General features: G+C 51.5%; 18 protein-coding genes. 6 read left to right on the top strand and 12 right to left on the bottom strand.

Going from position 1 to position 23,270, the window contains the following annotated elements; translation table 11 throughout:
• Window positions 1-84 precede the first annotated feature (84 nt).
• The 4 genes from ACF8OF_RS18485 to ACF8OF_RS18470 are packed head-to-tail and all read right to left on the bottom strand — an operon-like array spanning window position 85 to window position 5,214.
• Window positions 85-1,125: an ABC transporter permease gene (locus ACF8OF_RS18485; protein WP_025152700.1), complete on the bottom strand. Its 1,041-nt coding sequence runs from the start codon at window positions 1,123-1,125 to the stop codon at window positions 85-87.
• A gap of 40 nt (window positions 1,126-1,165) precedes the next feature.
• Window positions 1,166-2,665 carry a sugar ABC transporter ATP-binding protein gene (locus tag ACF8OF_RS18480; RefSeq protein ID WP_262862286.1) on the bottom strand — a complete coding sequence of 500 codons (1,500 nt, stop codon included), beginning with the start codon at window positions 2,663-2,665 and terminating at the stop codon, window positions 1,166-1,168.
• Window positions 2,662-4,173 (bottom strand): xylulokinase, encoded by a 1,512-nt coding sequence (gene xylB / locus ACF8OF_RS18475; protein WP_392497341.1) that lies wholly within the window; start codon window positions 4,171-4,173, stop codon window positions 2,662-2,664. The genes ACF8OF_RS18480 and xylB overlap by 4 nt, the downstream gene beginning before the upstream one ends.
• Window positions 4,174-4,176: 3 nt before the next feature.
• Entirely contained in the window at window positions 4,177-5,214 is a 1,038-nt protein-coding gene (locus ACF8OF_RS18470; protein ID WP_015422928.1) for an NAD(P)-dependent alcohol dehydrogenase, read from the bottom strand.
• Window positions 5,215-5,425: 211 nt separating this feature from the next.
• Between ACF8OF_RS18470 and ACF8OF_RS18465 the strand changes: the two genes are divergently transcribed.
• Together ACF8OF_RS18465 and ACF8OF_RS18460 are read left to right on the top strand one after the other, a co-directional pair.
• Window positions 5,426-5,971, top strand: a complete 546-nt coding sequence (locus ACF8OF_RS18465; RefSeq protein ID WP_392497340.1) for a D-lyxose/D-mannose family sugar isomerase — start codon at window positions 5,426-5,428, stop codon at window positions 5,969-5,971.
• 112 nt (window positions 5,972-6,083) lie between these two features.
• Complete coding sequence (locus tag ACF8OF_RS18460) at window positions 6,084-7,085, top strand: LacI family DNA-binding transcriptional regulator (RefSeq protein WP_262882243.1); 1,002 nt, start codon at window positions 6,084-6,086, stop codon at window positions 7,083-7,085.
• A 473-nt stretch (window positions 7,086-7,558) separates the two neighbouring features.
• Here the strand turns inward: ACF8OF_RS18460 and ACF8OF_RS18455 are convergent, their stop codons facing one another.
• The 4 genes from ACF8OF_RS18455 to ACF8OF_RS18440 all read right to left on the bottom strand — a co-directional run bounded on the left by ACF8OF_RS18455 (window position 7,559) and on the right by ACF8OF_RS18440 (window position 12,909).
• Window positions 7,559-7,870, bottom strand: a complete 312-nt coding sequence (locus tag ACF8OF_RS18455) for a PTS sugar transporter subunit IIB (RefSeq protein ID WP_108656398.1) — start codon at window positions 7,868-7,870, stop codon at window positions 7,559-7,561.
• Window positions 7,871-7,953: 83 nt separating this feature from the next.
• On the bottom strand, window positions 7,954-9,078 hold the full coding sequence (locus tag ACF8OF_RS18450; RefSeq protein ID WP_392497339.1) for an ABC transporter permease: 1,125 nt from the start codon (window positions 9,076-9,078) through the stop codon (window positions 7,954-7,956).
• Window position 9,079: 1 nt separating this feature from the next.
• Window positions 9,080-11,839, bottom strand: coding sequence for a ribosome-associated ATPase/putative transporter RbbA (gene rbbA / locus ACF8OF_RS18445; protein ID WP_392497338.1), 2,760 nt, complete (start codon window positions 11,837-11,839; stop codon window positions 9,080-9,082).
• Window positions 11,836-12,909 carry an HlyD family secretion protein gene (locus tag ACF8OF_RS18440; protein WP_274370965.1) on the bottom strand — a complete coding sequence of 358 codons (1,074 nt, stop codon included), beginning with the start codon at window positions 12,907-12,909 and terminating at the stop codon, window positions 11,836-11,838. The genes rbbA and ACF8OF_RS18440 overlap by 4 nt, the downstream gene beginning before the upstream one ends.
• Before the next feature lie 690 nt (window positions 12,910-13,599).
• On the opposite strand from ACF8OF_RS18440, the gene ACF8OF_RS18435 reads away from it, so the two are divergent.
• The 4 genes from ACF8OF_RS18435 (at window position 13,600) to ACF8OF_RS18420 (ending at window position 19,303) form a co-directional block, all read left to right on the top strand.
• On the top strand, window positions 13,600-14,598 hold the full coding sequence (locus ACF8OF_RS18435) for an HlyD family secretion protein (RefSeq protein ID WP_392497337.1): 999 nt from the start codon (window positions 13,600-13,602) through the stop codon (window positions 14,596-14,598).
• Window positions 14,599-14,662: 64 nt separating this feature from the next.
• On the top strand, window positions 14,663-16,861 hold the full coding sequence (locus ACF8OF_RS18430; protein ID WP_392497336.1) for an ABC transporter permease: 2,199 nt from the start codon (window positions 14,663-14,665) through the stop codon (window positions 16,859-16,861).
• Between the two features lie 139 nt (window positions 16,862-17,000).
• Window positions 17,001-18,320, top strand: coding sequence for a 30S ribosomal protein S12 methylthiotransferase RimO (gene rimO / locus ACF8OF_RS18425; RefSeq protein ID WP_392497335.1), 1,320 nt, complete (start codon window positions 17,001-17,003; stop codon window positions 18,318-18,320).
• Window positions 18,317-19,303 carry a sugar-binding transcriptional regulator gene (locus ACF8OF_RS18420; protein ID WP_354620788.1) on the top strand — a complete coding sequence of 329 codons (987 nt, stop codon included), beginning with the start codon at window positions 18,317-18,319 and terminating at the stop codon, window positions 19,301-19,303. Before rimO ends, ACF8OF_RS18420 begins: the two co-directional genes overlap by 4 nt.
• Before the next feature lie 54 nt (window positions 19,304-19,357).
• Here ACF8OF_RS18420 and ACF8OF_RS18415 read toward each other — a convergent pair whose 3' ends face one another.
• From ACF8OF_RS18415 to mtnK, 4 genes are all read right to left on the bottom strand, one after another.
• Window positions 19,358-19,714 (bottom strand): hypothetical protein, encoded by a 357-nt coding sequence (locus ACF8OF_RS18415; protein WP_392497334.1) that lies wholly within the window; start codon window positions 19,712-19,714, stop codon window positions 19,358-19,360.
• A gap of 122 nt (window positions 19,715-19,836) precedes the next feature.
• On the bottom strand, window positions 19,837-20,487 hold the full coding sequence (locus ACF8OF_RS18410; RefSeq protein ID WP_392497333.1) for an L-fuculose-phosphate aldolase: 651 nt from the start codon (window positions 20,485-20,487) through the stop codon (window positions 19,837-19,839).
• A gap of 2 nt (window positions 20,488-20,489) precedes the next feature.
• Window positions 20,490-21,599: an S-methyl-5-thioribose-1-phosphate isomerase gene (gene mtnA / locus ACF8OF_RS18405; protein WP_392497332.1), complete on the bottom strand. Its 1,110-nt coding sequence runs from the start codon at window positions 21,597-21,599 to the stop codon at window positions 20,490-20,492.
• A gap of 26 nt (window positions 21,600-21,625) precedes the next feature.
• Window positions 21,626-22,891, bottom strand: coding sequence for an S-methyl-5-thioribose kinase (mtnK, locus tag ACF8OF_RS18400; RefSeq protein ID WP_392497331.1), 1,266 nt, complete (start codon window positions 22,889-22,891; stop codon window positions 21,626-21,628).
• Between the last annotated feature and the right edge of the window lie 379 nt (window positions 22,892-23,270).

Here is a 23,270-nt window from a genome sequence, read left to right as displayed (position 1 = left end):
TGCTGTTTTCGTCTTTTTTACGCTTCATCCTTCAGCCTGTGGCGGTGTTGGCCTTAAACTGAAAGAATCTGCGCGGTACTGCCATCAGTCACGGCGTTGCTTACGTGACGGATCCAAAAGTACGGCGATAACAATTAATGCGCCTTTGATAATCTGCTGGTAATACGACTGTACGCCCAGCAGGTCGAGACCGTTATTCATCACACCGATAATTAACACGCCGAACAGGGTGCCGACTAATGTCCCCACGCCACCGGCCATACTGGTGCCGCCGATAACCACTGCGGCGATTGCATCCAGCTCGTAGGCGCTGCCGGCACTGGTCTGTGCTGACCCGGTACGGGCGGTGAGAATCAGACCCGCAATACCGGCTAACGCGCCGCACAGGGTGTAAACCAGCACTTTAATTTTAATCACGCTGATCCCGGAGGTTCTGGCGCTTTTCGGGTTGCCGCCGACGGCATACACATAACGGCCGAAGGTGGTTTTATTGAGTAAAATCCAGGCGAGAATAAAGATAACGGCCAGGATCACCACCGGTACCGGGATATCCAGGATATAGCCGTTACCCAGCCAGCGGAAATCGCTGTTGAGCTGGGAAACCGGGTTACCGTCAGTGGTCAGCAGGGTCAGACCGCGTGCCGCAGACAGCATCCCCATGGTGACGATAAACGGCTGAAGGTTGAATTTCGCCAGAATCGTCCCGTTAAGCAGACCACAAATGATACCGATGCCGAGTGCGATAATCATCGGGATCATCACGGCATTCGCGGTATCACCGATAGCCAGACCGGTATTGCTGGTGGCAAACCGCGCCGCCACAATGCCGCTCAGAGCCAGAACCGAACCGACAGAGAGGTCAACACCGGCGGTGATGATGACGAAGGTCATCCCGATGGCGAGAATACCGTTGATGGAAATCTGACGCAGGATAATCAGCATGTTGTCCTGACTCAGAAAGTAGTTATTAGTCCATTCGCCGCGGGCGACCTGAACTTCACCGACAACCGCCACAATCAGACACAGCACAAAGAACGCCAGAATGATGCCGTATTTGTGCATATTTTTCTTGTTACGGGCGATAAATGAGACCCCTGGTGCGGGTGCAGTATTTGTTGTATTCATGGTCACTTCTCTTTATTCATGCATACGTTGGCGGGTAAAATCACACCGCAAGTTTCATTAAATCAGTCTGAGTGGCAGTGGCGGCGGTCAGCTCTCCGGCGATCCGTCCGTCACGGAAAACAATAATCCTGTCACTCATCCCGATAATCTCCGACAGCTCAGAAGAGACCATCACAATGCCTTTGCCCTGTAAGGCGAACTCAGACATAAACTTATAAATTTCTTTCTTGGCACCGACATCCACGCCGCGTGTCGGCTCATCGAGCAGCATCACATCCGGCTCGATCAGCGCCCAGCGTCCGAGAACTACTTTCTGCTGATTACCGCCGCTGAGGTTCCCGACCAGCTGATCCGCATCCGGGGTTTTGACATTGAACAGTGTGATCATGTCGTCCGCGCGGGCGCGCTCTTTGCGGTCATGAATAAAGCCGCCGGTGCTGATGGCACCAAACGAGGCGATATTGATGTTTTCATTGATGGAGCGGCCCAGCATCAGCCCGGTATCTTTGCGGTCTTCGGTGACATAGGCTATCCCGGCATTTATGGAATCTTTCGGGCTGTGTTTGTCGAGGAAGCGGTCACCAATCTGAATGGTGCCTTTATCGGCGTGTTCGATGCCGAAAATCAGGTCGAGGAACTCAGAACGCCCGGAACCGACCAGCCCGTAAATCCCCAGAATTTCACCTTTTTTCAGTGTCAGACTGATGTCCTGCACCTGGTCATCACGGGACAGATCGCGGACTTCCATAATGGTTTCATCTGTCGGCGCATTAAATTTGGCGAATTCATCTTTGATTTCACGGCCGATGATCAGCTCAATCAGCTTTTCACGGGTGATGCCTGTCAGCGGGCCGTCGGTGATAAAGGTACCGTCACGGAAAATGGTGAAGGTATCGGCTATCTGAAAAATCTCGGACAGGCGGTGTGAGACATAAATAATGCCTTTACCTTTTTCCGTCAGGCGGTTGATGACATCAAAAATCTTCTGCGCATCTTCCTCACCGATAGCGGAGGTCGGTTCATCCATAATGATGATATCCGCATCCGCGTGGGAGAGGGCTTTGGCGATTTCGACCAGTTGCTGTTCTGCCACACTCAGGTTGCGCATTTTTTCTGACGGGGAGATCTCAAAATGCAGATCGGTCAGCAGTTCAGCGGTCTGCCGGTTGAGTTGTTTAAAATCGACAAACCCGAAACGGCGCGGCTCACGCCCCAGCCAGATATTTTCCGCCACGGTCAGGTCAGGAATGGAACTCAGCTCCTGCTGAACAATGGCGATACCGGCGTGCAGGGCTTCTATCGGCTGATGAAACTCACAGCGTTTGCCTTTGACATAGATTTCCCCCGCATCCGGACGGATAAAGCCCATCAGGATGCTCAGGAACGTGGATTTACCGGCACCATTCCCGCCGCACAGGGCGTGAATGGAACCTCTCTTCAGTGAAAACTGCGCGTTCTTCAGTGCAACAACCTGACCAAAGGCTTTGCGCACCCCTTCAACCCGCAGTAATTCCTCAGTGTCAGCGACAGTGGCTGTCATACGGTGACCTCCGGGTATTCTGATGTCAGTAATGCAAGGTAGTTCTGATACAGGGATTCATACACCGCCACATTCGCCGGATCCGGCGGTGTGCGGCTGCTGTCATCCAGTTGCACAAAGCGATCACAAAGCGCAGCCAGTTGTGCCTGCGGTGCGCTGTCTGTGGTGAGGGTATCACTCCAGATAGCCTGGATAGCTGCCCCCAGTGCCGCCGCTTCCTGGTTGGTGACGCACACCACCGGTGCAGCCATGATATCCGCGACAATCTGACGCCATTTCACGCTGCGGGCACCGCCGCCGGTCAGACGGATCTCACGGGTGGTAATGCCCTGCTGACGGAACAGATCGATACCGAAACGCAGCCCGTAAGTGGCACTTTCCACCACGGCCTGACTCAGGTTCTGCGGAGTCAGGTTGCTGCCGTCCATATTGTGAAGGCTGGCGCGGGCGTCAGGTAACTGAGGTACGCGCTCACCATTAAAGAACGGCAGCATAATAAGGCCACCCGCACCGGGTTTACTGCTGTTAAGCGCCTCATTAAAGGCCTGAATATCCATGCCTAATAATGATTGAACCGTGGTGGTGGCGGAGGTGACATTCATGGTGCAAATCAATGGCAGCCAGCCGTTGCTGGAGGAACAGAACCCGGCGATCATCGCGGAATCCGCCACAACCGGTTGTTCAGCAAAGGTAAACAGCGTACCGGAAGTGCCGAGGCTCATGGTGGTGATGCCCGGACGGATATTCCCGGTGCCGATGGCAGCCATCATGTTATCGCCGCCGCCGGATGCCACGCGGGTGTCCGGGGAAATGCCGAGTTTCTCCGCGATCGCCGGACGAACCGTGCCGATGATTTGCTCTGCGCGCACCAGCGGCGGCAGCGCCTGCCATAAGCGGCCTTCCGGATCGATAAGATCAGCGGCGGTCTTATCCCACTCACGGGTACGGATATTGAGCAGTCCGGTCCCGGAGGCATCACCGTACTCGGCACAGGCCTGTCCGGTGAGCCAGAAATTCAGGTAATCGTGCGGCAGCAGCACATAGCGTAATTGCTCCCACAGCTCCGGGTGCTGCTGTTTAAAGCGGATAATTTTTGACACGGTATAGCCGGTCTGCGGTAGCACACCCAGGCGGTCAAGCGCGGTCTGTTCACCGCCCAGCGCATCAATAAACCACTGATTTTCCGCACTGGTTGAGGTATCACACCACAGTTTGGCAGGCGCAAGTACCGTACCGTCATGACTGACCGGCACAAAACCGTGCTGCTGACCGGAAACGGCGAGGGCGCGGATATCCCGCCCGTCAATTCCGGCGTTTTTAATCGCCTGAGCAAACGCGGTTTCCAGCGCATCAGTCCACCAGACGGCTTCCTGTTCACGGCTTCCGTCTGATTTGCTGATCATCGGGTGAGGGGCTGAGCCCTCACCCAGAATACGCGCGGTCCGGTTATCGGCAATAATGACCTTGGTGCTTTGTGTTCCGCAGTCAATACCGGCATAGAGCGTCATGGTTTACTCCATTTCCAGCACAATTTTCACGTCAGTCGCACGGCCTTCGGCTGCACGCTCATAGGCTTCGACACTGTCTTTGAACTTGTAGGTTGCGGACAGCAGCGGAGCCACATTCAGTTTGCCGGAACTCAGCAGACGAATGGTGCGCGGATACATATTGGCGTAGCGGAAAATGGTTTTGAAGGTGACTTCTTTCGCCTGTGCCGCCACGATATCCAGCGGTGCCGGGTCGATAGGCATGCCGACGAGAACCGCGGTGCCGCCGGGGGCGATATGATCAGAGATGGAGGCAATAACCGGTTTCGCACCGCTGCACTCAAACAGGACGTTTACGCCTTCGCCGCCGGTCAGTTCACGGACTTTATCTGCCAGCGCCTGCTGGTCTTTGCTGTTTACCGCATGCAGACCCTGATATTTCTCAGCCACTTTCAGTTTTTCATCAAACACATCACAGATGATGACATCCGAACAGCCGCCGGCCAGTGCGCACAGCGCAGTAATGATACCGATGGTCCCGGCACCGATAACCAGACCGATATCGCCCGGTTTGATCCCGGCCTTGGTCGCGGACTGCATACCGATTGCCAGCGGCTCAACCATTGCGCCTTGGGCAAAAGAAACGTTATCCGGCAGTTTAAAGGTGAAGGCGGCAGGGTGGATCACACTTTCACGCAGGCAGCCGTCGATTGGCGGGGTTGCCCAGAAACGGACGGCAGGATCAAGGTTATAGATACCGGCACGGGATTGCGGGGATTGCAGATCCGGAATACCCGGTTCCATACACACGCGATCGCCGACTTTCAGGTGTTTCACATTTTTACCGGCAGCGGTGATCACACCGGACGCTTCGTGACCCAGCACCATCGGTGCCTCAACCACGAACGGCCCGATACGGCCATGCTGGTAATAGTGAACATCGCTGCCGCAGATACCGACGGTGTGGATTTTAATCTCAACATCGTCGTCGCCCAGTACTTCATTACTCTGCCAATCCTGAATGGCGATTTTCCCTGCTTTCTCTAATACTAATGCCTTCATGATCATTTCCTTTCATTAAAATGATATCGATATCATTACTATGATGCGGATAATAGAGCAATGTTTATTATAATTATGTGATGATGGTTAAACTTTTATTAAATAAAGTCTGATCTACTCATGTAGTATTGGGTAAAGGGTCTTTCAGGTCACATTTTTGCTGTCTGTGACAAGGCTATAATGATAACGATATCATTCAGGAGAGAGGCAGATGAATAAACAGCCGTACATCGCGGAATCACTGGCGGTTCTGGAACAGGCACATATCGTTCTGACAGAAGCGGAAAAGCAGCATATTGAAATTGCTCACTTTAATCTGCCGGATTACCCGCGCTCGGGTCTGCAACTGCTTACTTACTGCAACAGTCCGCTGTACTGCGCCAAAGAGCTGGTTCTCTTTGCTGACCAGACCTGTCCGGAGCACCGCCATCCGCCGTACAAAGACCGGCCGGGCAAGCAGGAAACCTTCCGTTGCCGCTGGGGTGAGGTGTATCTGTTTGTGGATGATCCCGCGCTGACACTGAATCAGGATGCACAAGGCAATCCGGTCTGCCGCCCGCCGCAGGGGGATGAGGAATGGTACACCTGTGATCGCTTTATTCTGCTGCGCCCGGGAGAGCAATACACCATTATGCCGGATACCCGCCACTGGTTTAAAGCCGGGCCGCAGGGCGCGGTGGTGTCGGAGTTCTCCACAGAAAACACCGATGAATACGACATTTTTACCGATCCGCGGATAAAAAGACTCGCGTGTTAAAAAGTTGTTAGTGTCGGTTTAAGTGATAAAAAGCGTGTTTTTCACGTGACTGAATCGATTTAGATGATATTATAATGGTATAAAATGATACGTTGCTGCTAAGGAGAGAAAATTGGCGGAACCCCGGACACAGAAAGTCACACTGGAAAATGTGGCCGCTATTGCGAATGTCAGTAAGATCACCGCATCCCGCGCATTTTCGCAGCCGGATAAGGTTCACCCGGAAACTCTCAGGCGTATTCTCGACGCTGCCGATAAAATCGGTTATGTGGTGAATGCGGCGGCACGCAGCCTGCGCGCGAAATCCACCCGTACCATCGGCATTGTCAGCCCGGACATGAGTAACCCGTTTTTCGGCGGGCTGGCTAAACGCATCACCCTGGAAGCCTATAACGCCGGGTATGACACCCTGATGTTTGACTCCTATGAATCCCGTGAAAATGAAGCGCGTATCATTGATAAGCTGATTGGTTACAACGTGGATGCTATCATCCTGTCCGTTGTCTCTGCCGAGCGGGTGTACCGCCCCGCGTACATGAAACAACTGGAGCTGCTTAATATTCCGGTGATCCTGGTTGACCGTGAGCTGGATGCCAAGGCATGCAGCGGCGTTTACATCGATAACCTCGATTGCGGATTGCAGGCAGGGCGCTATCTGCTGTCACAAAAAGCGGATAATGTGGTGATTGTCTCCGGCCCGGAGGATTCCAACGTGGCCCAGGATCGCGTAACCGGCATGGTGGCTGGTCTGCACGGTCAGGTCAGCAGTGTCAATGTACTGCATGCGGACTTCCTGATGGATGAAGCCTTCAAAGTTACCGACCATTACCTGAAATACCATTCCGCACCGGATTATTTTGTCGGCTGTAATAACCAGATCTCACTGGGGATTATCAAAGCCTGTATCCGCCACAATTTGATCCCGCAAAAAGATGTCTCGCTGTTCAGTATCGATGAAGTCTCTCATGCCGATATCTACGGATTCAATTTTCCGTGCATTTCTCATGATTTACAGGAAATTGCCTGGCAGGCCATTAACATGGCAGTGCGGCGGGCGACGGATCGCAGCGCCCCGGCGAGCAAGGTGGTTGTGCGCGGTCTCCTCAAATCCTGAATCTGCGTCATCCTCCACTCTGTGGCTGTGTTGGTTTCGTTCGTCCACCCCGGTCACATACTGGTGTATGCTCCTGGGGATATCCTCACTTCGCCGCATGCCACAAACGAAATGATTTAGCGGATCTGCGTCATCCTCCACTCTGTGGCTGTGTTGGCTGCGCTCAGAAAATCTGTTTTTATTTACGCCAGACTTTATGTACACGGCAGATGCCGTACAGAAGAGCGAAAAGCGTAGAGCGCCAGGGATGGCGCGACCCGAGCGAACAGGGATGTGACAGCGCCTTTTCGTTCTGTACGGTATCAGTCGAAGCACTGTGGCAAAATAGGTTTCCCGGAATCCTTCCCTTGCCGCCTTGCCACAAACCGGATGATTCAGCAGATTCCGCGAACAGGGACGTGTCAGCGACTTTCCGCTTTGCTGGTTATCCCGCTGCCCGGGTTTGAAAGAAGATAGTTTAGTTGCTTACAGCTTCACGGATTTTTCAGTAACGACAACGCCAAATCCAATACCGCAGCGCTTTGCAGATCCCAAAACATATCCGGATCGATACAGGCCAGCGGTTTTCCGGCAGCTGCCGCGCTTTGCTGACACTCGCGCAGGTGATGGCGGGACTGAGGGGCAAGCAGAGCGGCGTCATACTCTGCCGCGCATTCGCGGTAATCAAAAACAGAACGGCACTCAATGCTGGCATCAATACCGCGTACCTGTGCCTCATCACGCATTTTTTGCGCCAGCATCTGCGGGGAAATCCCCGTATCACTCATCAGCAGAATGTTAATCATATCCGTATCCCTGCATTATCCGTTATTCACTGAACTGACAGCCTATAATGCCCCCGTCGCCTGCGGCATCGGAATTGACCGGGTTATGCCATCGCACTGATGGTTTTGCGGAAGCGTAACAGCGCGGCACCGAAAAACGCCCCGCCGATGATGATCAGATACATAAACTGCGGCCAGACGATCAGAAAATCTGCGCCCCGGTAAAGAATCGCCTGTGCCAGACTGACAAAGTGTGTCGTCGGCATGGTTTGCATAATATCCTGCACAAACTGCGGCATACTTTCCCGTGAGGTCATCCCGCCTGATAACATATTCAGCGGCAGCAGCACCATAATCATCAGCAGCCCGAACTGCGGCATCGAACGGGCGATCGTCCCCATAAAAATTCCGATGGAGGTGGTGGCAAACAAACTCAGCGCCACCCCGCACATAAACAGCGTAATTGAGCCCTCTATCGGCACCTGTAACAGAAAGCGGACAATCAGCAGCAGTGAGCAGAGCGAGGCGAGCAGTACCACCAGTCCCATCGACCAGACTTTAGACATCATGATCTCAAACGGTGTCACCGGCATCACCAGCAGATGCTCAATTGTGCCGTGCTCCCGCTCACGGATCAGTGCCGCCCCGGTCAGGACAATCGACAGCATCGTGATATTGTTGATAATCGCCATCACCGACCCGAACCACATCTGATTCAGGTTCGGGTTAAAACGGGCGCGGATATCCAGATCTACCGGCAACACACTGTTTTGCCGGTTTTTAGCCAGAAACGTATTCACCTCCCCGGTAACAATATTCTGAATATAACTGTTGCCGAGAAACGCCTGGCTCATGCGGGTGGCATCGACGTTCAGCTGAATAGCAGGGCGGCGTCCGGCCAGCACATCACGCTGAAAGTCCGGCGGAATATCCATGGTAAACGTGTAGGTACCGCTGTCCATCAGGCCGTCCATCTGACTGATATCAATATCGGCCGGAGGCAGAAAATAGGGTTCATAAAAGCTGTTGATAATACGTTCACTGAGCTGTGAGCGATCCTGATCCGCAATCGCAATCGGCGCCAGATGCAGCGAGCCGGACGTTACCGTTGCGGAGGAATAGATGGATACTGTGAAGGCAAATACAATCAGCGCGAGCATTGCTTTATCCCGCATCAGGCTGCGCAGCTCTTTCATCCCGAGATAGATAATATTCTTCAGTGTCCGCATGTTATCCCTCCTGCTTTTTCAGGAAAAAGATGCTGCACCCGAGAACAACCGGGATGGTGATCAGCAGCGGAATAAAGGCCTGATACAGATCGATAAGCCCCAGCCCTTTGGAGAAGGTTCCCCGGGTGATGGTCAGGAAATGGGCCGTCGGATAGATATGTCCTATCCAGTAACCCATACCTTCCAGTGATGAAACCGGGTCAATCATGCCGGAAAATTGGGTGGCCGGGATCAGAGTGATAATTGCAGTCCCGAAAATCGCAGCAATCTGACTCTTCATAAAGCAGGAAATCAGCAGCCCCATACTGGTGGCAATGGTGATATAGCAGAACGCCGCGAGTGTCACCGTCAGCAGACTGCCCTTAAACGGCACACCGAATACCCAGACCGAGAGGGCGCAGAGCAGGAAAAAGTTAAACATCCCCAACAGGATATAAGGCACCTGCTTGCCTATCAGAAACTCTGTTTTGGTCACCGGGGTGACATAAAGGTTGATAATCGACCCCAGTTCTTTCTCCCGCACCACACTCAGGGCGCTGAGCATCGCCGGTATCATCATCAGCAGCAGCGGGATCACCGCCGGAACAATGGCGGGCAGGCTTTTCACATCCGGGTTATAACGGTAGCGGGTTTCGATATCTATCGCAGAGCGCAGCGGGTTTGCCACCGGCTGTTTTGACGCCATACGGGTCAGCCAGTTGAGATGCATAGCCTGCACATAACCACGCACCGTTTCTGCCCGGTTCGGCATGGCACCGTCCACCCAGACCCCCAGTTTCACATCATGGCCTTTGGCGATATCACGGGCAAAATCCGGCGGAATTTCAATCGCCACCGCGATTTCCCCTGCGCGCATCCGGCGCTCCATATCGTCATAATTTTGCAGCGGCGGCTGTTCGATAAAGTAACGGGAACCGGAGAGATCCTGCACATAGTTCTGGCTGGTGGTGGTCTGGTCGCGGTCGAGCACGGCAAAACGCAGATTTTCCACATCCATACTGATGCCGTAACCCATAATAAACATCAGGATCACGGTACCGAGCAGCGCCAGTGTCAGCCGCACCGGGTCGCGGCGCAGTTCCAGTCCTTCACGCAGACTGTAACTGAACAGACGGCGCAGACTGAAACGGCGCTTCAGTGCGGTGGCGGCCGCTTCGCCGCTGTCGGCAGGCAGCTCCGGTGCTACCGGCGGCGGGGCATCATCCTCAATCCCCGAGGCTTTTTTCAGATAATCAATAAAGACGGCTTCGAGGGTATCAAATTTGCTGTTGGCGACCAGATGTTCCGGCGTGTCCGTCACCAGTACTTTCCCGGCGTGCATCAGCGACATGCGGTCACAGCGGGCGGCCTCATTCATAAAGTGGGTGGATATAAAAATCGTCACGCCGTCTTTGCGTGATAAATCCACCATCAGATCCCAGAACATATCACGGGCGATCGGATCAACGCCGGATGTCGGCTCATCGAGGATCAGCATTTCCGGGCGGTGAATCACTGCCACGGCGAGGGAAAGGCGCTGACGTATCCCGAGGGGAAGCCCTTCCGGCATGGCATCGGCGACATCCGTCAGTTTAAAGCGCGTCATCATTTCATCAACACGCTCATCGATTTCGTTTTCCGGCACATGGAACAGCTTGGCGTGCAGTACCAGGTTCTGTAAAACCGTCAGTTCACTGTAGAGGGAGAACGCCTGCGACATATAGCCGACCCGCATCCGCGTATTCAAATCTTTCGGATCGACCTCCTGACCAAACAGCCAAGCCTTGCCTTCCGTGGCCTGCAACAGCCCGGTGAGCATTTTCATGGTGGTGGATTTGCCACAACCGTTGGAGCCGAGGAAACCAAAGATTTCCCCTTTCGGGATGCGGAAACTGACGTGGTCAACGGCGGTGAAACTGCCGAAGCGCATGGTCAGATCCTGTGCCTCGATAGCAATCTCTTCATTGTCCTGCGCGTTGCGCGGCGGGATCACCACCGCTTTGTGATCTTTGCGTTTTTCTTCCGGCAGCAGGGCGATAAAGGCGGCTTCCAGCTCGTCAGTCTGTGTCTGTGCTTTCAGTTCACGGGCGTGTCCTGTCGCCAGGACTTTGCCGTCGTCCATTGCGACCAGGTGATCAAACCGTTCCGCCTCTTCCATATAGGCGGTCGCCACCAGCACACTCATATTCTGCTGGCGTTCTCGGATGCGGTCGATAAGCTCCCAGAACTGAGCGCGGGAGAGGGGGTCAACGCCGGTGGTTGGTTCGTCGAGGATCAGCAGTTCGGGGTCATGGATCAGGGCGCAGCATAATCCGAGTTTCTGCTTCATCCCGCCGGAGAGTTTTCCCGCCGGGCGGTCGCGGAACGGGGCGAGCCCGGTACTGGTGAGGAGATCGTCAATCCGCAGACGACGCTCTTCCTCAGACTGGCCGAACAGCCGCCCGAAAAAATCCACGTTTTCAAACACCGACAGGGTGTGATAGAGGTTTTTCCCCAATCCCTGCGGCATATAGGCGATACGCGGACACACCGCGCGGCGGTGCTCCTCTTCACGGATATCACCGCCCAGCACTATCACATTACCCTGCTGCACTTTACGGGCACCGGCGATCAGGGAAATCAGGGTGGATTTCCCGACACCGTCCGGCCCGATCAGCCCCACCATCTGACGGGCGGGGATGTTCAGCGTGATATCATCAAGGGCGCACACATCACCGTAATGATGCGTAACCTGTTCCAGGGTGACGATTGCGGTGTCAGAATGCTGTTTTGATGATGTCATTGAGGTAATTTCACCTCTAGGTCAGCCGGCCAGTCCTGCTTCGGATCCAGCCGGATATAAGCGCGTCCCGGCAGACCGGTTTTCACATATTCCAGATGTTTTTCCAGCAGTTCGGGGGCGATACGCGCACGAACGCGGAACATCAGTTTCTGGCGTTCATTATCGGTTTCCACCGTTTTCGGGGTGAACTGCGCGACACTGGCGACATACGAGGTTTTCGCCGGGATCACCAGATCGGGAGCGGCATCAAGAATAATATGCACGTCACTGCCGATGCCCGCCTGTCCGGCCTGTTCGGTCGGCAGGAAGAAAGTCATATAGACATCGCTGAGATCGACCATATTCACCACGCGGCCACCGGCACCGAGCACCTCACCCGGTTCGGCAACCCGGTACTGGACACGACCGTTGCGCGGCGCTTTCAGCTGACTGTCATCCAAATCCGCTTCAATCCGGTGTTGTGTTGCCAGGGCGGCATCCACTTTGGTCTGCGCCTGGATAATACCGGACTGTGCGGCATCAATCGCGGCGGAAGCCGCTGCCACCTGGGCCTTCGCCGCTTCCACGGCAGCACGGGCACCCTGGACAACCGCAAGGTCATCATCCACCTGCTGAACAGATACCGCGTTGGTTCTCACCAGCGCCTGTGAACGGGTCAGGCGCTTCTGCGCGGCGGTCAGTTCTGCGGTGCGCTGCCGCACCATCGCTTCTGCAGCGGCTTTCTCACTTTTGCGCTGAGCCAGTGCCGAGCGCGAGGAAATCACATTACTGTCCGCCTGGCGATACTGTGCCTGAGCCTCGCTCAGCTGCGCCTCGAGTGTCCGGGTATCCATCTGCGCCAGCACATCCCCGGCGCGGACAAAATCCCCCTCCCGGACATTGATGGTACTGATGCGTCCGGCGGTTTTGGTTGAGATATCAATTTCCGTTGCCTCGATCCGCCCGTTGCTCTGCGCGAACCCGGCAGGCAGCCCGGGGCTTTGCAGCATGCGGTACAGATAGCCGCCGCCGGCAAGGACAACGATCAGGATGAGATAAAAAATCCACGTTTTACGTTTTGATTTTTGCATAGATATGGTGATTACCTTTCTTATGGAAAATAATGAGATAAGCACAACAGCCGCATATCAATATCAGGTTCTCAAATAATGATGCTTTAAATTTTCAGAACGGTGACATTAAATGCTGGCAGGGAAAGCATAACCGGATCAGCAGGATAAAGCTGCCGTCTGTATCACATTCACTGTAAACGGCAGGATACAGCGTCCGGAAAACTGCACGAATTGCACCGGTTTTTCTCTGCCGTAAATACATGCAGGCGAGTTCAGGAAGTTAAGGGCAGAGAGCGGATTCAGCAGATTATTGCTGAATCAGAATGATGTTATAATGTAATAAATCGTAACCACAAAATTCAGACAATATAATATGTAACGGATTGGCCTGAGCCGGAATTTTTTATCGGCTAATACAATCAAATCTTATAATCTGATTTGAACAGGAAGCAAACATATAGTCAGAAGGTAAAATTTCCGGCTTCAGCTCAATAACAGGTTATAGTGATAAATCAATATAATAAGTTAGTGTTCAGGCGGTGTATTAAAAATATTAATGTATCCAATATGCTGAAGAAACGTATAATGAAGAGGTTTGTTGCAGTCATAATCGTTCTTTCATTGAAAGAATAAGATGAAAGAACTGAACATGTTATTGGAATAATGGAACGCTAAAGAAAACAGCCGGAGCCTGAGGATGAAAATAGTATGACGATAAAGAATAAAAAGATAAAGATAGCCATACTTATCGTTATAATAATGGTGTTATCTGCCGGCTTTATTTTATCTCATTCCGCTGAACATGAGATCTTAGAAGGCATTATTGATACAGATGAAATTAATATCACCAGTAAAGTGACGGCAAGAGTGGATAGTCTGCATGTCAGGGAAGGGGACAGCATCCGTAACGGGCAGGCCTTAGTCAGTTTGTATGACAGGCAAACCACTGAGAATGCCCTGCAAACTAAAGAAGCATTAGCTGCGGCGGTAGCCAGTCAGGAAAAGGCATATAACGGAGAGCGTTCAGAATATATTGAGTCATTAAAAGCTAACTGGATAAGTGCTCAGGCAGATGAAAAAAACGTCAAGTTAACCACGGATCGGGTAGTAAAACTCTATGAGAAGAGTAAAGCTGTCTCTGCCCAGGAACGTGATGATGCTATTGCCAGATATAAAATTGCCGGGCAGAAAACAAATTCTGCCTATGAGCAATATATGCAAGCCAAACGGGGTAACAGAGCGGAGGACATTCGCATTGCTGATGCAAATGTAAATGCAGCCAGGGCCGCGTTTGAGTCTGCTGACTCCCTGGTCAGAGAGCTGAGTGTTCATTCAAAAAATGACGGCGAAATTGCCAAACGCTTTGCTAATCAGGGGGAGCTTGTTTCTGCCGGTACACCTATATTCAGTATGATTGATTTAAATAATCTTTGGGTAACCGTCAATTTACGGGAAGATCGCTTTAACGCATTAAAAATAGGTGATGTGATTGAAGGAAAGATCCCGGCACTGAAAGATAAAACGGTTAAATTTCAGGTGTTTTTTATTAACCCCAAAGGCAATTTTGCCACATGGAGAGCAACTCGTCAGTCAAGCGGTTATGACGTCAGAACATTTGAAGTACGGTTACATCCGGTGAATAAAACAGAAGGAATGCGCCCGGGTATGTCTGTTATTTTTGATTGGCCTGCCGGTAATGACGAATAATACCGTATCGGGCTTTTCCGCCTCATTGACAGATGAAATTAATTTCATCTGTCATGATCGCTACATGAAAATTTTACTGTTTATTGTGCCGGTGTTTTTATTAACGTTTGTCTGCGCGATGTTCAGTTCCGGTGTGCCTGAGAAAATACCGGTAGCACTGGTGGATTACGACCATTCATCATTGAGCCGGGAAATAATCAGGAATATTGATGCATCGAAGAGTATTGAGTTAACAGAAATACCGGAAAATGTGGCTCAGGCCCAACGCCTGATGAAAAGCATGAAAATTTATGCTTTTATAGAGATCCCCCGTGGCGCATCCGGATCAGCTATCCGTCAGGATGATAATAAGGTCATCATTCGTTATAACGGACAGTTCAGATCGACAGGTAATGCTGCGTTTATCGGGTTGCAGGCTGCGGTGAATGATGCGTTTAGCTCACTTAATAACAGGAAATCATTGGGTGCCGGGCATAAAGGTGCGGGCAGCTCAGTGCCAAATATACAAGTCGTCAGTATCAGCAATCCGCAAAATAGCTATGAAAGATTCCTGACGCCAATCGCAATACCGGTGTTACTGAGTATCGTCCTGAGCAGCGCTGTCATTTGCGCGATAGGACGTTTTTTTGAAGAAGGTAAGCTCTGCGCCGGCTGGATGAAGAAAAGCAGAATCTGCCTGTCAATTCAGATTGTTTCCCGTTGTTTGCCCTATATCACTATCATTTTTCTGTGGAACTTGCTATTTAACGTCTGGCAAACAGCGGGGCGGGGCTGGCCGATTTTAGGTAATTCATGGTTATTAATACTGGCGATATTTATGCTGTGTCTTCTCACTGCCTCTGTCGCTATTATGTTTATTTCAATAACGCGAAATATACTTACAGCATTAAGTATCTCAACGGTATATACCAGTGCGGCATTAACCTACTCTGATGGGACGCTGTCCATTTTGAATGCCAATGGCTGGGCTAAATTCTGGAGTAATTTTCAGCCATTCACGCATTATTACCGCATACAATTAGAGCAGGTCAATCTTGGCAGTGATATCACAACAAGCTTGTATCAGTTTGGTATTTTGTCACTCTATATCATTATACCGTTAACAGTCTCTTTTATGCTGTTGGGGAAACATAAGTATAAGCAACAACCGGCAACGTTTCAGGAAAATGTAAAATTTGATGGTATTAAACAAAGCGTTATCAGTACTCTCACATCAATAAAAAAATCTCAGCCTATATTTTCAACGGCAATTATGTCATTGATTCTTTATAGTATTTTCTATCCAAGTGCTTATAAGGCACAGATTAACCTCAAGCTTCCCGTTGCGGTGGTCGATTTTGATCAATCATCATTGTCACGTAACCTGATCGACAATCTGCAAACCACCCGTGAGATTGATGTTACCCGGGTGGACAGTTCTCTGTCTGAGGCATTAAATTTATTACGCAACAGAAAAGTTTCCGCAGTGATAACTATTGATAATGATTTTAAAAATAATCTTATCAGAGGAGGAGACGCAGGGATCGATGTTCACCTGTCAGGCGGTTATATGGCTGTAGCTGCCGACTTGAGAGTGGCGGTGATTAATGCAATAAGCGCTACGACTGATGTTAACAGATTAACACCTAAAACCACTGATCATATTATTTCCCTTCCGCTCTATAATCCCACACTGGGATATGAATCTTTTATTATGCCGCTGGTGTTTATTATCATACTTCAGCAAACACTGATTTTTGCCGGTTCTATGCTTATCGCATTACGCAATAGCGTCGGTTTAACCAATATTAACGTATCACAGTTTATCGGAACATTTCTGGGCTTGTTTATCGTTGGTTTTTCCGGCGCAATTTTTGTGTTTGGCTGGGTTTATTACTTACAAGGCTATCCCAATGAAGGCAATATGTTTTTACAGCTTTGGCTGATCGTTCTGTTTTCTGCGGCAGTAAGCTCAATGAGTATGTTGATTGGTAGTTTTCTGGATAACATTAACCGTCCGATGCAGATCCTGTCGGCTACGTCGATGGTTATTTTTTATGCATCAGGTGCCTCATTTCCTACATTTAATATGCCGGGCTGGGTTGTGAAAACGATGGAAATTTTTCCATCAAGTACAATGATAAGCGGGTTTACTATGCTGAACTCTCAGGGGGCCGGTATTTATGAACTGATACCCGTCATCATAAAAATATCGTTGTTAGCCATTATATTATTTTTACTTGCTATGTATCGTCTGGTTTGGCGGAAATCAAAAGCCGCCTGATATGACATCGTACTGATGATTCAGATAGCTGTTGTTCCGGGGCGCTTTTATCGTGCTGACCAGGCGTCATCTTGCATATGAATAAAGTTTTGGCATCCTGTATACTTCATGTTTCTCTCAATTAAAGATTATATAATAAATGGCAAAGATTGGATTTTTATCATTAGGCTGCCCGAAAAACCTGGTGGATTCCGAGCGCATTCTGACTGAACTGCGCACGGATGGTTACCAGATCGTGCCGAGCTATAATGATGCTGATGTAGTGATCGTTAATACCTGCGGTTTTATTGACAGTGCTGTGCAGGAGTCCCTGGAAGCAATCGGCGAGGCACTGGCGGAAAACGGTAAAGTGATCGTGACCGGATGTCTGGGGGCAAAAGAAGACCAGATCCGTGAAGTTCACCCTAAAGTACTGGAAATCACCGGTCCGCACAGTTATGAACAGGTGCTGGCGAGTGTCCGTAAATATGTGCCGAAACCGGTGCATGATCCGTTCACCAGCCTGGTGCCGGATCAGGGCGTGAAACTGACACCGCGCCATTATGCGTATCTGAAAATTTCAGAAGGGTGTAATCACCGCTGCACATTCTGTATTATCCCGTCCATGCGCGGCGATTTGGACAGCCGTCCGGTCGGTGAGGTGCTGAGTGAAGCACAGCGTCTGGTTGAAGCCGGTGTGAAAGAGCTGCTGGTGATCTCCCAGGATACCTCTGCCTATGGCGCCGATATCAAACACCGCACCGGTTTCCGTGACGGTCTGCCGGTGAAAACCAGCATGATCGGCCTGTGTGAGCAGTTATCCCAGCTCGGCGTTTGGGTGCGTCTGCATTATGTGTATCCGTATCCGCATGTGGATGATGTGATCCCGCTGATGGCGGAAGGCAAAATTCTGCCGTATCTGGATATTCCGTTGCAGCACGCCAGCCCGCGTATTCTGAAACTGATGAAACGCCCGGGGGCTGTTGAGCGCACACTGGAGCGCATCAAACGCTGGCGTGAAATTTGTCCGGAGCTGACGCTGCGTTCCACCTTTATTGTCGGCTTCCCGGGGGAAACCGAAGAAGATTTTCAGATGCTGCTGGACTTCCTGAGCGAAGCCCGTCTGGATCGTGTCGGCTGCTTTAAATACAGCCCGGTGGAAGGGGCACATGCCAACGAATTACCGGATCAGGTGCCGGAAGCGATCAAAGAAGAGCGTTATCACCGCTTTATGCAGTTACAGCAGCAGATTTCCGCTGAGCGTCTGGCTGAAAAAGTCGGCCGCACACTGCCGGTGATCATTGATGAAGTCGATGAAGAAGAGGGCGCTGTCGGCCGCAGTATGGCTGATGCACCGGAAATCGACGGCATGGTATATCTCAACGGTGAATTTGATGTGCAGCCGGGGGATATTGTCATGGTGAATATTGAACATGCCGATGAGTATGATCTCTGGGGCAGCGTGGTGCGCGAAGCATGACAAACAGTGACAACCGCCTGACCGGACGCCTGATGTTCGGTAGTGACCCGGTTCTGCAGGCCGCATGGCTCTATTATCAGTCCGGTCTCAGCCAGACGGAAGTGGCTGATATGATGGGTATTTCCCGCGTGACCGTGGTGAAATACCTGCAAACAGCCCGGGAAAACGGTGTGGTGCATATCAGCCTGGATATGGCGCGTTACAGCCGCATCGATATGGCGTTGTCACTGAAAAAAAAGTTTAATCTGACCAATGTGCTGGTGGTGCCGGACAGCCCGGTTGCGGAGGCGGCAGCTGATTCCGCCCGCCGCCGGGAAAACATGGCACAGGCGGCCGGGGTGTATCTCAGTCAGGTGCTTGAAGACGGGGATGTGCTCGGCGTGGCCTGGGGGCGGACAATTCATCATATGGCGAAGTGTCTGACACCGAAAGTCATCCGCAATATGACGGTGTTACAGATGCTCGGCTCCGTACCATCGCAGCCGGATTTCACCACCGTGGAATCGTCCTCGCTGATCGCCGGAAAGTTCGGTGGTGAGTGTGCGTATCTGCATGTGCCCGCGATTGTCAGCTCAGCAGAACTGGCAGATGCACTGCGCCGTGAGCCTATTATTCAGGCAAACTTTGCCCAGCTGGAACGCTGCACCAAAGCACTGTTTGTGGCCGGTAATGTCACGGAAGAGAATCCGCTGATCCGCGCCGGGGTCATTACGGCGGCAGAAATGACCGATTTCCGCCGCAAAGGCGCGGTCGGGGTTATCTGCGGGCGTTTTTATGATCAGGCGGGTGCGCCGCTGGATACCCATACGGATGCCCGTATTCTCGGTATCCGGCTGCCACAGTTGCGGAATATCGCACGGCGGATTTTTATTGCCACCGGTGAACACAATATCGCCGCGACCCTCGGGGCACTGCGCGGCGGATATGTTTCTGATTTGATTGTTGATCCGCTGATCGCGGCACACCTGTTGTCAGATAAATAAGTGCAAAAACCGCCGGAAGGCGGTTTTTCTACGTAAGAGTATCATTATTGCTGGTTACTGCTTTTCCGCTGCCGCTTTTTCTTCCGGTGTGCGGGTATCTCCCTTACCGTTATTCAGCAGCTGAATAGCGCAGTCCATATACTTATCCGCACCGGCCTGAATCAGATCGTGGTTAAATGCAACGGCCGGTGCGCTGTCCTGTAATGCAGTCACATTGATATCACCGTTAAACTGCTTGTTTAAATCCACTTCACCTTCAATCTTTACATAGTAAGCGATACCGTCCGGCAGATAGCGCCCGCAATCTTCAATGCTTTTTTCGCTGAATGACGGGGATTTTTGGGTAGCGGTACATCCGGACAGGAGCAGAACGGCAGAAGCAAACGCAGCATAACAAATGACTTTTTTCATAAAAACCTTAAATTACAAATACATTAAGGTTTTAATTATATTGCAAATGATTATCATTTAAAATAATTAATTACACAAGGTAACAAAAAACGACGCATGGCGCCGTTTTCTGCCGCCGGTAATCACGATTTTCCGGTTTTCAGTCCGTAGGTTTTGAATTTCCCCAGCACCCGCTGCATCTCCTCCGTACTCAGTACTGGTACATCCGGCGTGATGGCGCGGACTTTCAGATACAGCGCGGAGAGTACTTCAATCTCATGCGCCAGCCACAGGGCTTTTTCGAGATTGATTTCCATTGCCAGCATGCCGTGATGCTGCATAATCAGCGCCTTGCTGGTTTTAATCCCTTCCGCAACAAGAGCAGCCAGTTCATGTGTACCGAAGGTGGCATACGGCACACAGGGAACATGGTCGGTGCCCGTGACGGCGACCATATAGTGGATCGCCGGAATGGATTCATTGAGAATGGATACCGCCGCCGTATTCAGGGCGTGATTGTGTATTACCGCGTTCAGCTCAGGACGTGCCTGATAGCAACTCAGATGAAAGTGCCACTCACTCGACGGGATCTTATCCGCCTCTGCCTGTCCGGTGTTATCCATGAAGACAATGCTGTCCGGGGTCAGCTTTTCATACGGCACGCCGCTCGGGGTGATCAGCATGCCGTCCTGCCAGCGGGCGCTGACATTCCCGGATGTGCCCTGATTGAGCCCGCTTGCGTTCATCTTCAGACAGGTATCGATAATCTGTTGTGCCAGTTCAGTACGGGTCATGATCACACCTCATACTCAGACGACCACATCTCCGGGAACATGGCTTTCAGCCCGGCCGGGGAGGCATCACAAATACCGCGCTCGGTGATAAGCCCGGTAACGTACTCAGCCGGGGTGACATCAAACGCATAGTTGCCGCAACGGGTACCCGCCGGTGCAGTATTCACCCAACTGCGGGTGCCTTCCGGTGTGATGCCGAAAACGTGTGACTGTTCTTCACCGGCGCGCTGTTCAATCGGGATCTCTTTTACGCCGTCCCACACCGTGAAATCGAGCGTCGGTGACGGCAGCGCCACATAGAACGGCACATTGTTTGCTTTGGCTGCCAGTGCTTTCAGGTAAGTGCCGATTTTATTGCAGACATCTCCGCGCGCGGTGGTGCGGTCAGTGCCGACAATACACATATCCACTTCACCGTGCTGCATCAGGTGTCCTCCGGCGTTATCGGCAATCAGGGTATGCGGTACGCCGTGCGAGCCCAGTTCAAAGGCGGTCAGTCCGCCCTGGTTGCGCGGACGGGTTTCATCCACCCAGACGTGAATGTTAATACCTTCATCATAAGCCTGATAAATCGGTGACAGCGCCGTGCCCCAGTCAACGGTAGCCAGCCAGCCTGCATTACAATGGGTCAGGATATTTACCGGCTCGCCCGGTTTCTTGCGGGCAGCGATTTCACGGATAATCGTCAGACCATGTTCACCGATGCGGTGACAGATTTCCGCATCTTCATCCGCGATTCCGGCGGCAATACGGTAAGCGGCGTCACGGCGCTCAGCCGCAGGGAGTGGTGTCAGGGCACCACAGATTCTGTCCAGCGCCCATTTCAGGTTGATCGCGGTCGGACGGGTGGCAACCAGCACGTTATACGCGTCTTTCAGGGCTGCGTCACTGCTGTCGCGGTGCATTGCCAGCGCCACACCGTAAGCGGCCACCGCACCAATCAGCGGTGCCCCGCGTACCCACATATCTTTGATGGCGGTTGCCGCTTCCTCCATCGTGGTCAGTGTGATGATACTGATTTCAAACGGCAGTTTTGTCTGATCAAAAATACAGACATGGATACCATTGTCTGCGGGCCAGACGGAACGGTAATGTTTTCCGTTAATTTTCATTATATAACCTCGTGTGCAGGTGACGCTTAACAATAAGGAAGAAAGGCTTCGACATCGGCAAAGCTGTGATAATGGCGGGCGTTGACAATCAGCTCCCGTGCCAGTTTCAGTGCGTTGCGCTCAAGTGCCGCGCGTTTGTCCGCATCAGCAATCGTTTTGAAATCAGCAACACCGGCAAACCCGAGCAGACGACGGTTGATCTCCAGCCCGGCATTGACCAGGGTGTCCTGAAACAGCTCTGCGAAGAAACTGTCCTGTGCGGTTTTCAGGAAGTTGTCATCAAACATGCCGTCCTGGTACAGCTCGCGCGGCCAGGCATCGCCCTGTGATTTTTCTGTCCACAGGCGGCGGAATTCAGTCTCAAACGTATTCCAGGTCTGGCTTATCTGCGACAGCAGCCATTGCTGATAGCGGGCGGTTTCTTCCTCTGTCTCCCGGTGTCCGGGCTGGGAAAACCAGGCCATATATAAGTTACCGGCATAGTTGCCGGTATCAAACGCCATCGGCCCCATAAAACTGAACTCAGGGTCAATGACCTGAACAGAGTCAGTGCCGATCATGACGGATCCGGAGTGCAAATCCCCGTGCAGCAGTGCCTGAGCCTGTGTCATAAATTTGTATTTATAGCGCATGGCGGCCTGCACCATGTCTCTGTCCAGCATCACGGCGTTTGCATCACGATCGAGCTGCGGAGAGGTGTGATTATTGCGCGGAGCCGGGAAGTAAGGCTCGGTAAAAATCAGATCTTCGGTGATTTTGCATAATTCATGGTTGGCAGAAAACTGCGCGGTCAGGGCTTTTTTCTCTTGTGCCGCCATACCGATATCCGAGGTGTGGAACAGCGTTTGTGCCATAAACAGACCGATTTTTTCTGCCAGATGAGGGACATACTCTCCGGCAATCAGTGCCTTGCGCAGAATGATATGATCAGCGAGATACTCCATGGCAAACAGCGCCATGGTTTCGTCATAGAAATAGACAGCCGGTACACTGTCCGGTGCGAAACGTTTCTCCTGTGACAACGCATGGTATTCGAAATAATTACGCTGCAAAGAGAGTTTCCAGGATTCACCGGCGGCACGGACATACGGCAGGGATTGCTTGACCACCAGGGTCCGCTCACTGCCTCTGACAATAAACACCAGGTTGAGATTACCGTCACCGATTTCCTCAATCTGCCAGGATTCCGGCGTACCGCCGGGTAAAATGTCACCCGGTAAATGTGAGGACAGGTAAGCGGGCAGGGTGCCACAGGTTTGCGGGGTATAGCCGGCCGGGGGTTGTTGCGTCATAAGATAACCTCAGAAACAGAGATAAATGGCTACATATGTAAATTATAACTATACATATGTATTTTTTCTGTGATTCAACTAACACATAACCGGAAATAGCCTGTTTAAAGTGGGTGATAAGAAATAAATGTAAATATTTCTTACGTATTCACACGCAATTATTTTTATGAAATACCGGGGTATATTATTATCAATGTGTCATTCTTCTATTTTCTTCAGAAGAATAGTTAATCTTATTAAGACCATTTTTTTATATTAAGTGTGATCGGGTAGGTATTGTTACACTAAATAGGAGTATTGATATTGCAAACAATATCCCTATAAGGTTAAATTTCGTTCACTAAGACGTAAGATGCCGGTTATTCATGACTTTTTATTT

Origin of the sequence: Morganella sp. TYF_1 (assembly GCF_043105645.1) — a bacterium.
GTDB classification, from domain to species: domain Bacteria; phylum Pseudomonadota; class Gammaproteobacteria; order Enterobacterales; family Enterobacteriaceae; genus Morganella; species Morganella morganii_B.
This window is presented reverse-complemented; position numbering and strand designations above follow the sequence as displayed.

Coding starts and splice junctions, on each gene's coding strand:
- ACF8OF_RS18485 (WP_025152700.1), bottom strand. CDS start 1,125: ATGAATACAACAAATACTGCACCCGCACCAGGGGTCTCATTTATCGCC.
- ACF8OF_RS18480 (WP_262862286.1), bottom strand. CDS start 2,665: ATGACAGCCACTGTCGCTGACACTGAGGAATTACTGCGGGTTGAAGGG.
- xylB (WP_392497341.1), bottom strand. CDS start 4,173: ATGACGCTCTATGCCGGTATTGACTGCGGAACACAAAGCACCAAGGTC.
- ACF8OF_RS18470 (WP_015422928.1), bottom strand. CDS start 5,214: ATGAAGGCATTAGTATTAGAGAAAGCAGGGAAAATCGCCATTCAGGAT.
- ACF8OF_RS18465 (WP_392497340.1), top strand. CDS start 5,426: ATGAATAAACAGCCGTACATCGCGGAATCACTGGCGGTTCTGGAACAG.
- ACF8OF_RS18455 (WP_108656398.1), bottom strand. CDS start 7,870: ATGATTAACATTCTGCTGATGAGTGATACGGGGATTTCCCCGCAGATG.
- ACF8OF_RS18450 (WP_392497339.1), bottom strand. CDS start 9,078: ATGCGGACACTGAAGAATATTATCTATCTCGGGATGAAAGAGCTGCGC.
- rbbA (WP_392497338.1), bottom strand. CDS start 11,839: ATGACATCATCAAAACAGCATTCTGACACCGCAATCGTCACCCTGGAA.
- ACF8OF_RS18440 (WP_274370965.1), bottom strand. CDS start 12,909: ATGCAAAAATCAAAACGTAAAACGTGGATTTTTTATCTCATCCTGATC.
- ACF8OF_RS18435 (WP_392497337.1), top strand. CDS start 13,600: ATGACGATAAAGAATAAAAAGATAAAGATAGCCATACTTATCGTTATA.
- ACF8OF_RS18430 (WP_392497336.1), top strand. CDS start 14,663: ATGAAAATTTTACTGTTTATTGTGCCGGTGTTTTTATTAACGTTTGTC.
- rimO (WP_392497335.1), top strand. CDS start 17,001: ATGGCAAAGATTGGATTTTTATCATTAGGCTGCCCGAAAAACCTGGTG.
- ACF8OF_RS18420 (WP_354620788.1), top strand. CDS start 18,317: ATGACAAACAGTGACAACCGCCTGACCGGACGCCTGATGTTCGGTAGT.
- ACF8OF_RS18415 (WP_392497334.1), bottom strand. CDS start 19,714: ATGAAAAAAGTCATTTGTTATGCTGCGTTTGCTTCTGCCGTTCTGCTC.
- ACF8OF_RS18410 (WP_392497333.1), bottom strand. CDS start 20,487: ATGACCCGTACTGAACTGGCACAACAGATTATCGATACCTGTCTGAAG.
- mtnA (WP_392497332.1), bottom strand. CDS start 21,599: ATGAAAATTAACGGAAAACATTACCGTTCCGTCTGGCCCGCAGACAAT.
- mtnK (WP_392497331.1), bottom strand. CDS start 22,891: ATGACGCAACAACCCCCGGCCGGCTATACCCCGCAAACCTGTGGCACC.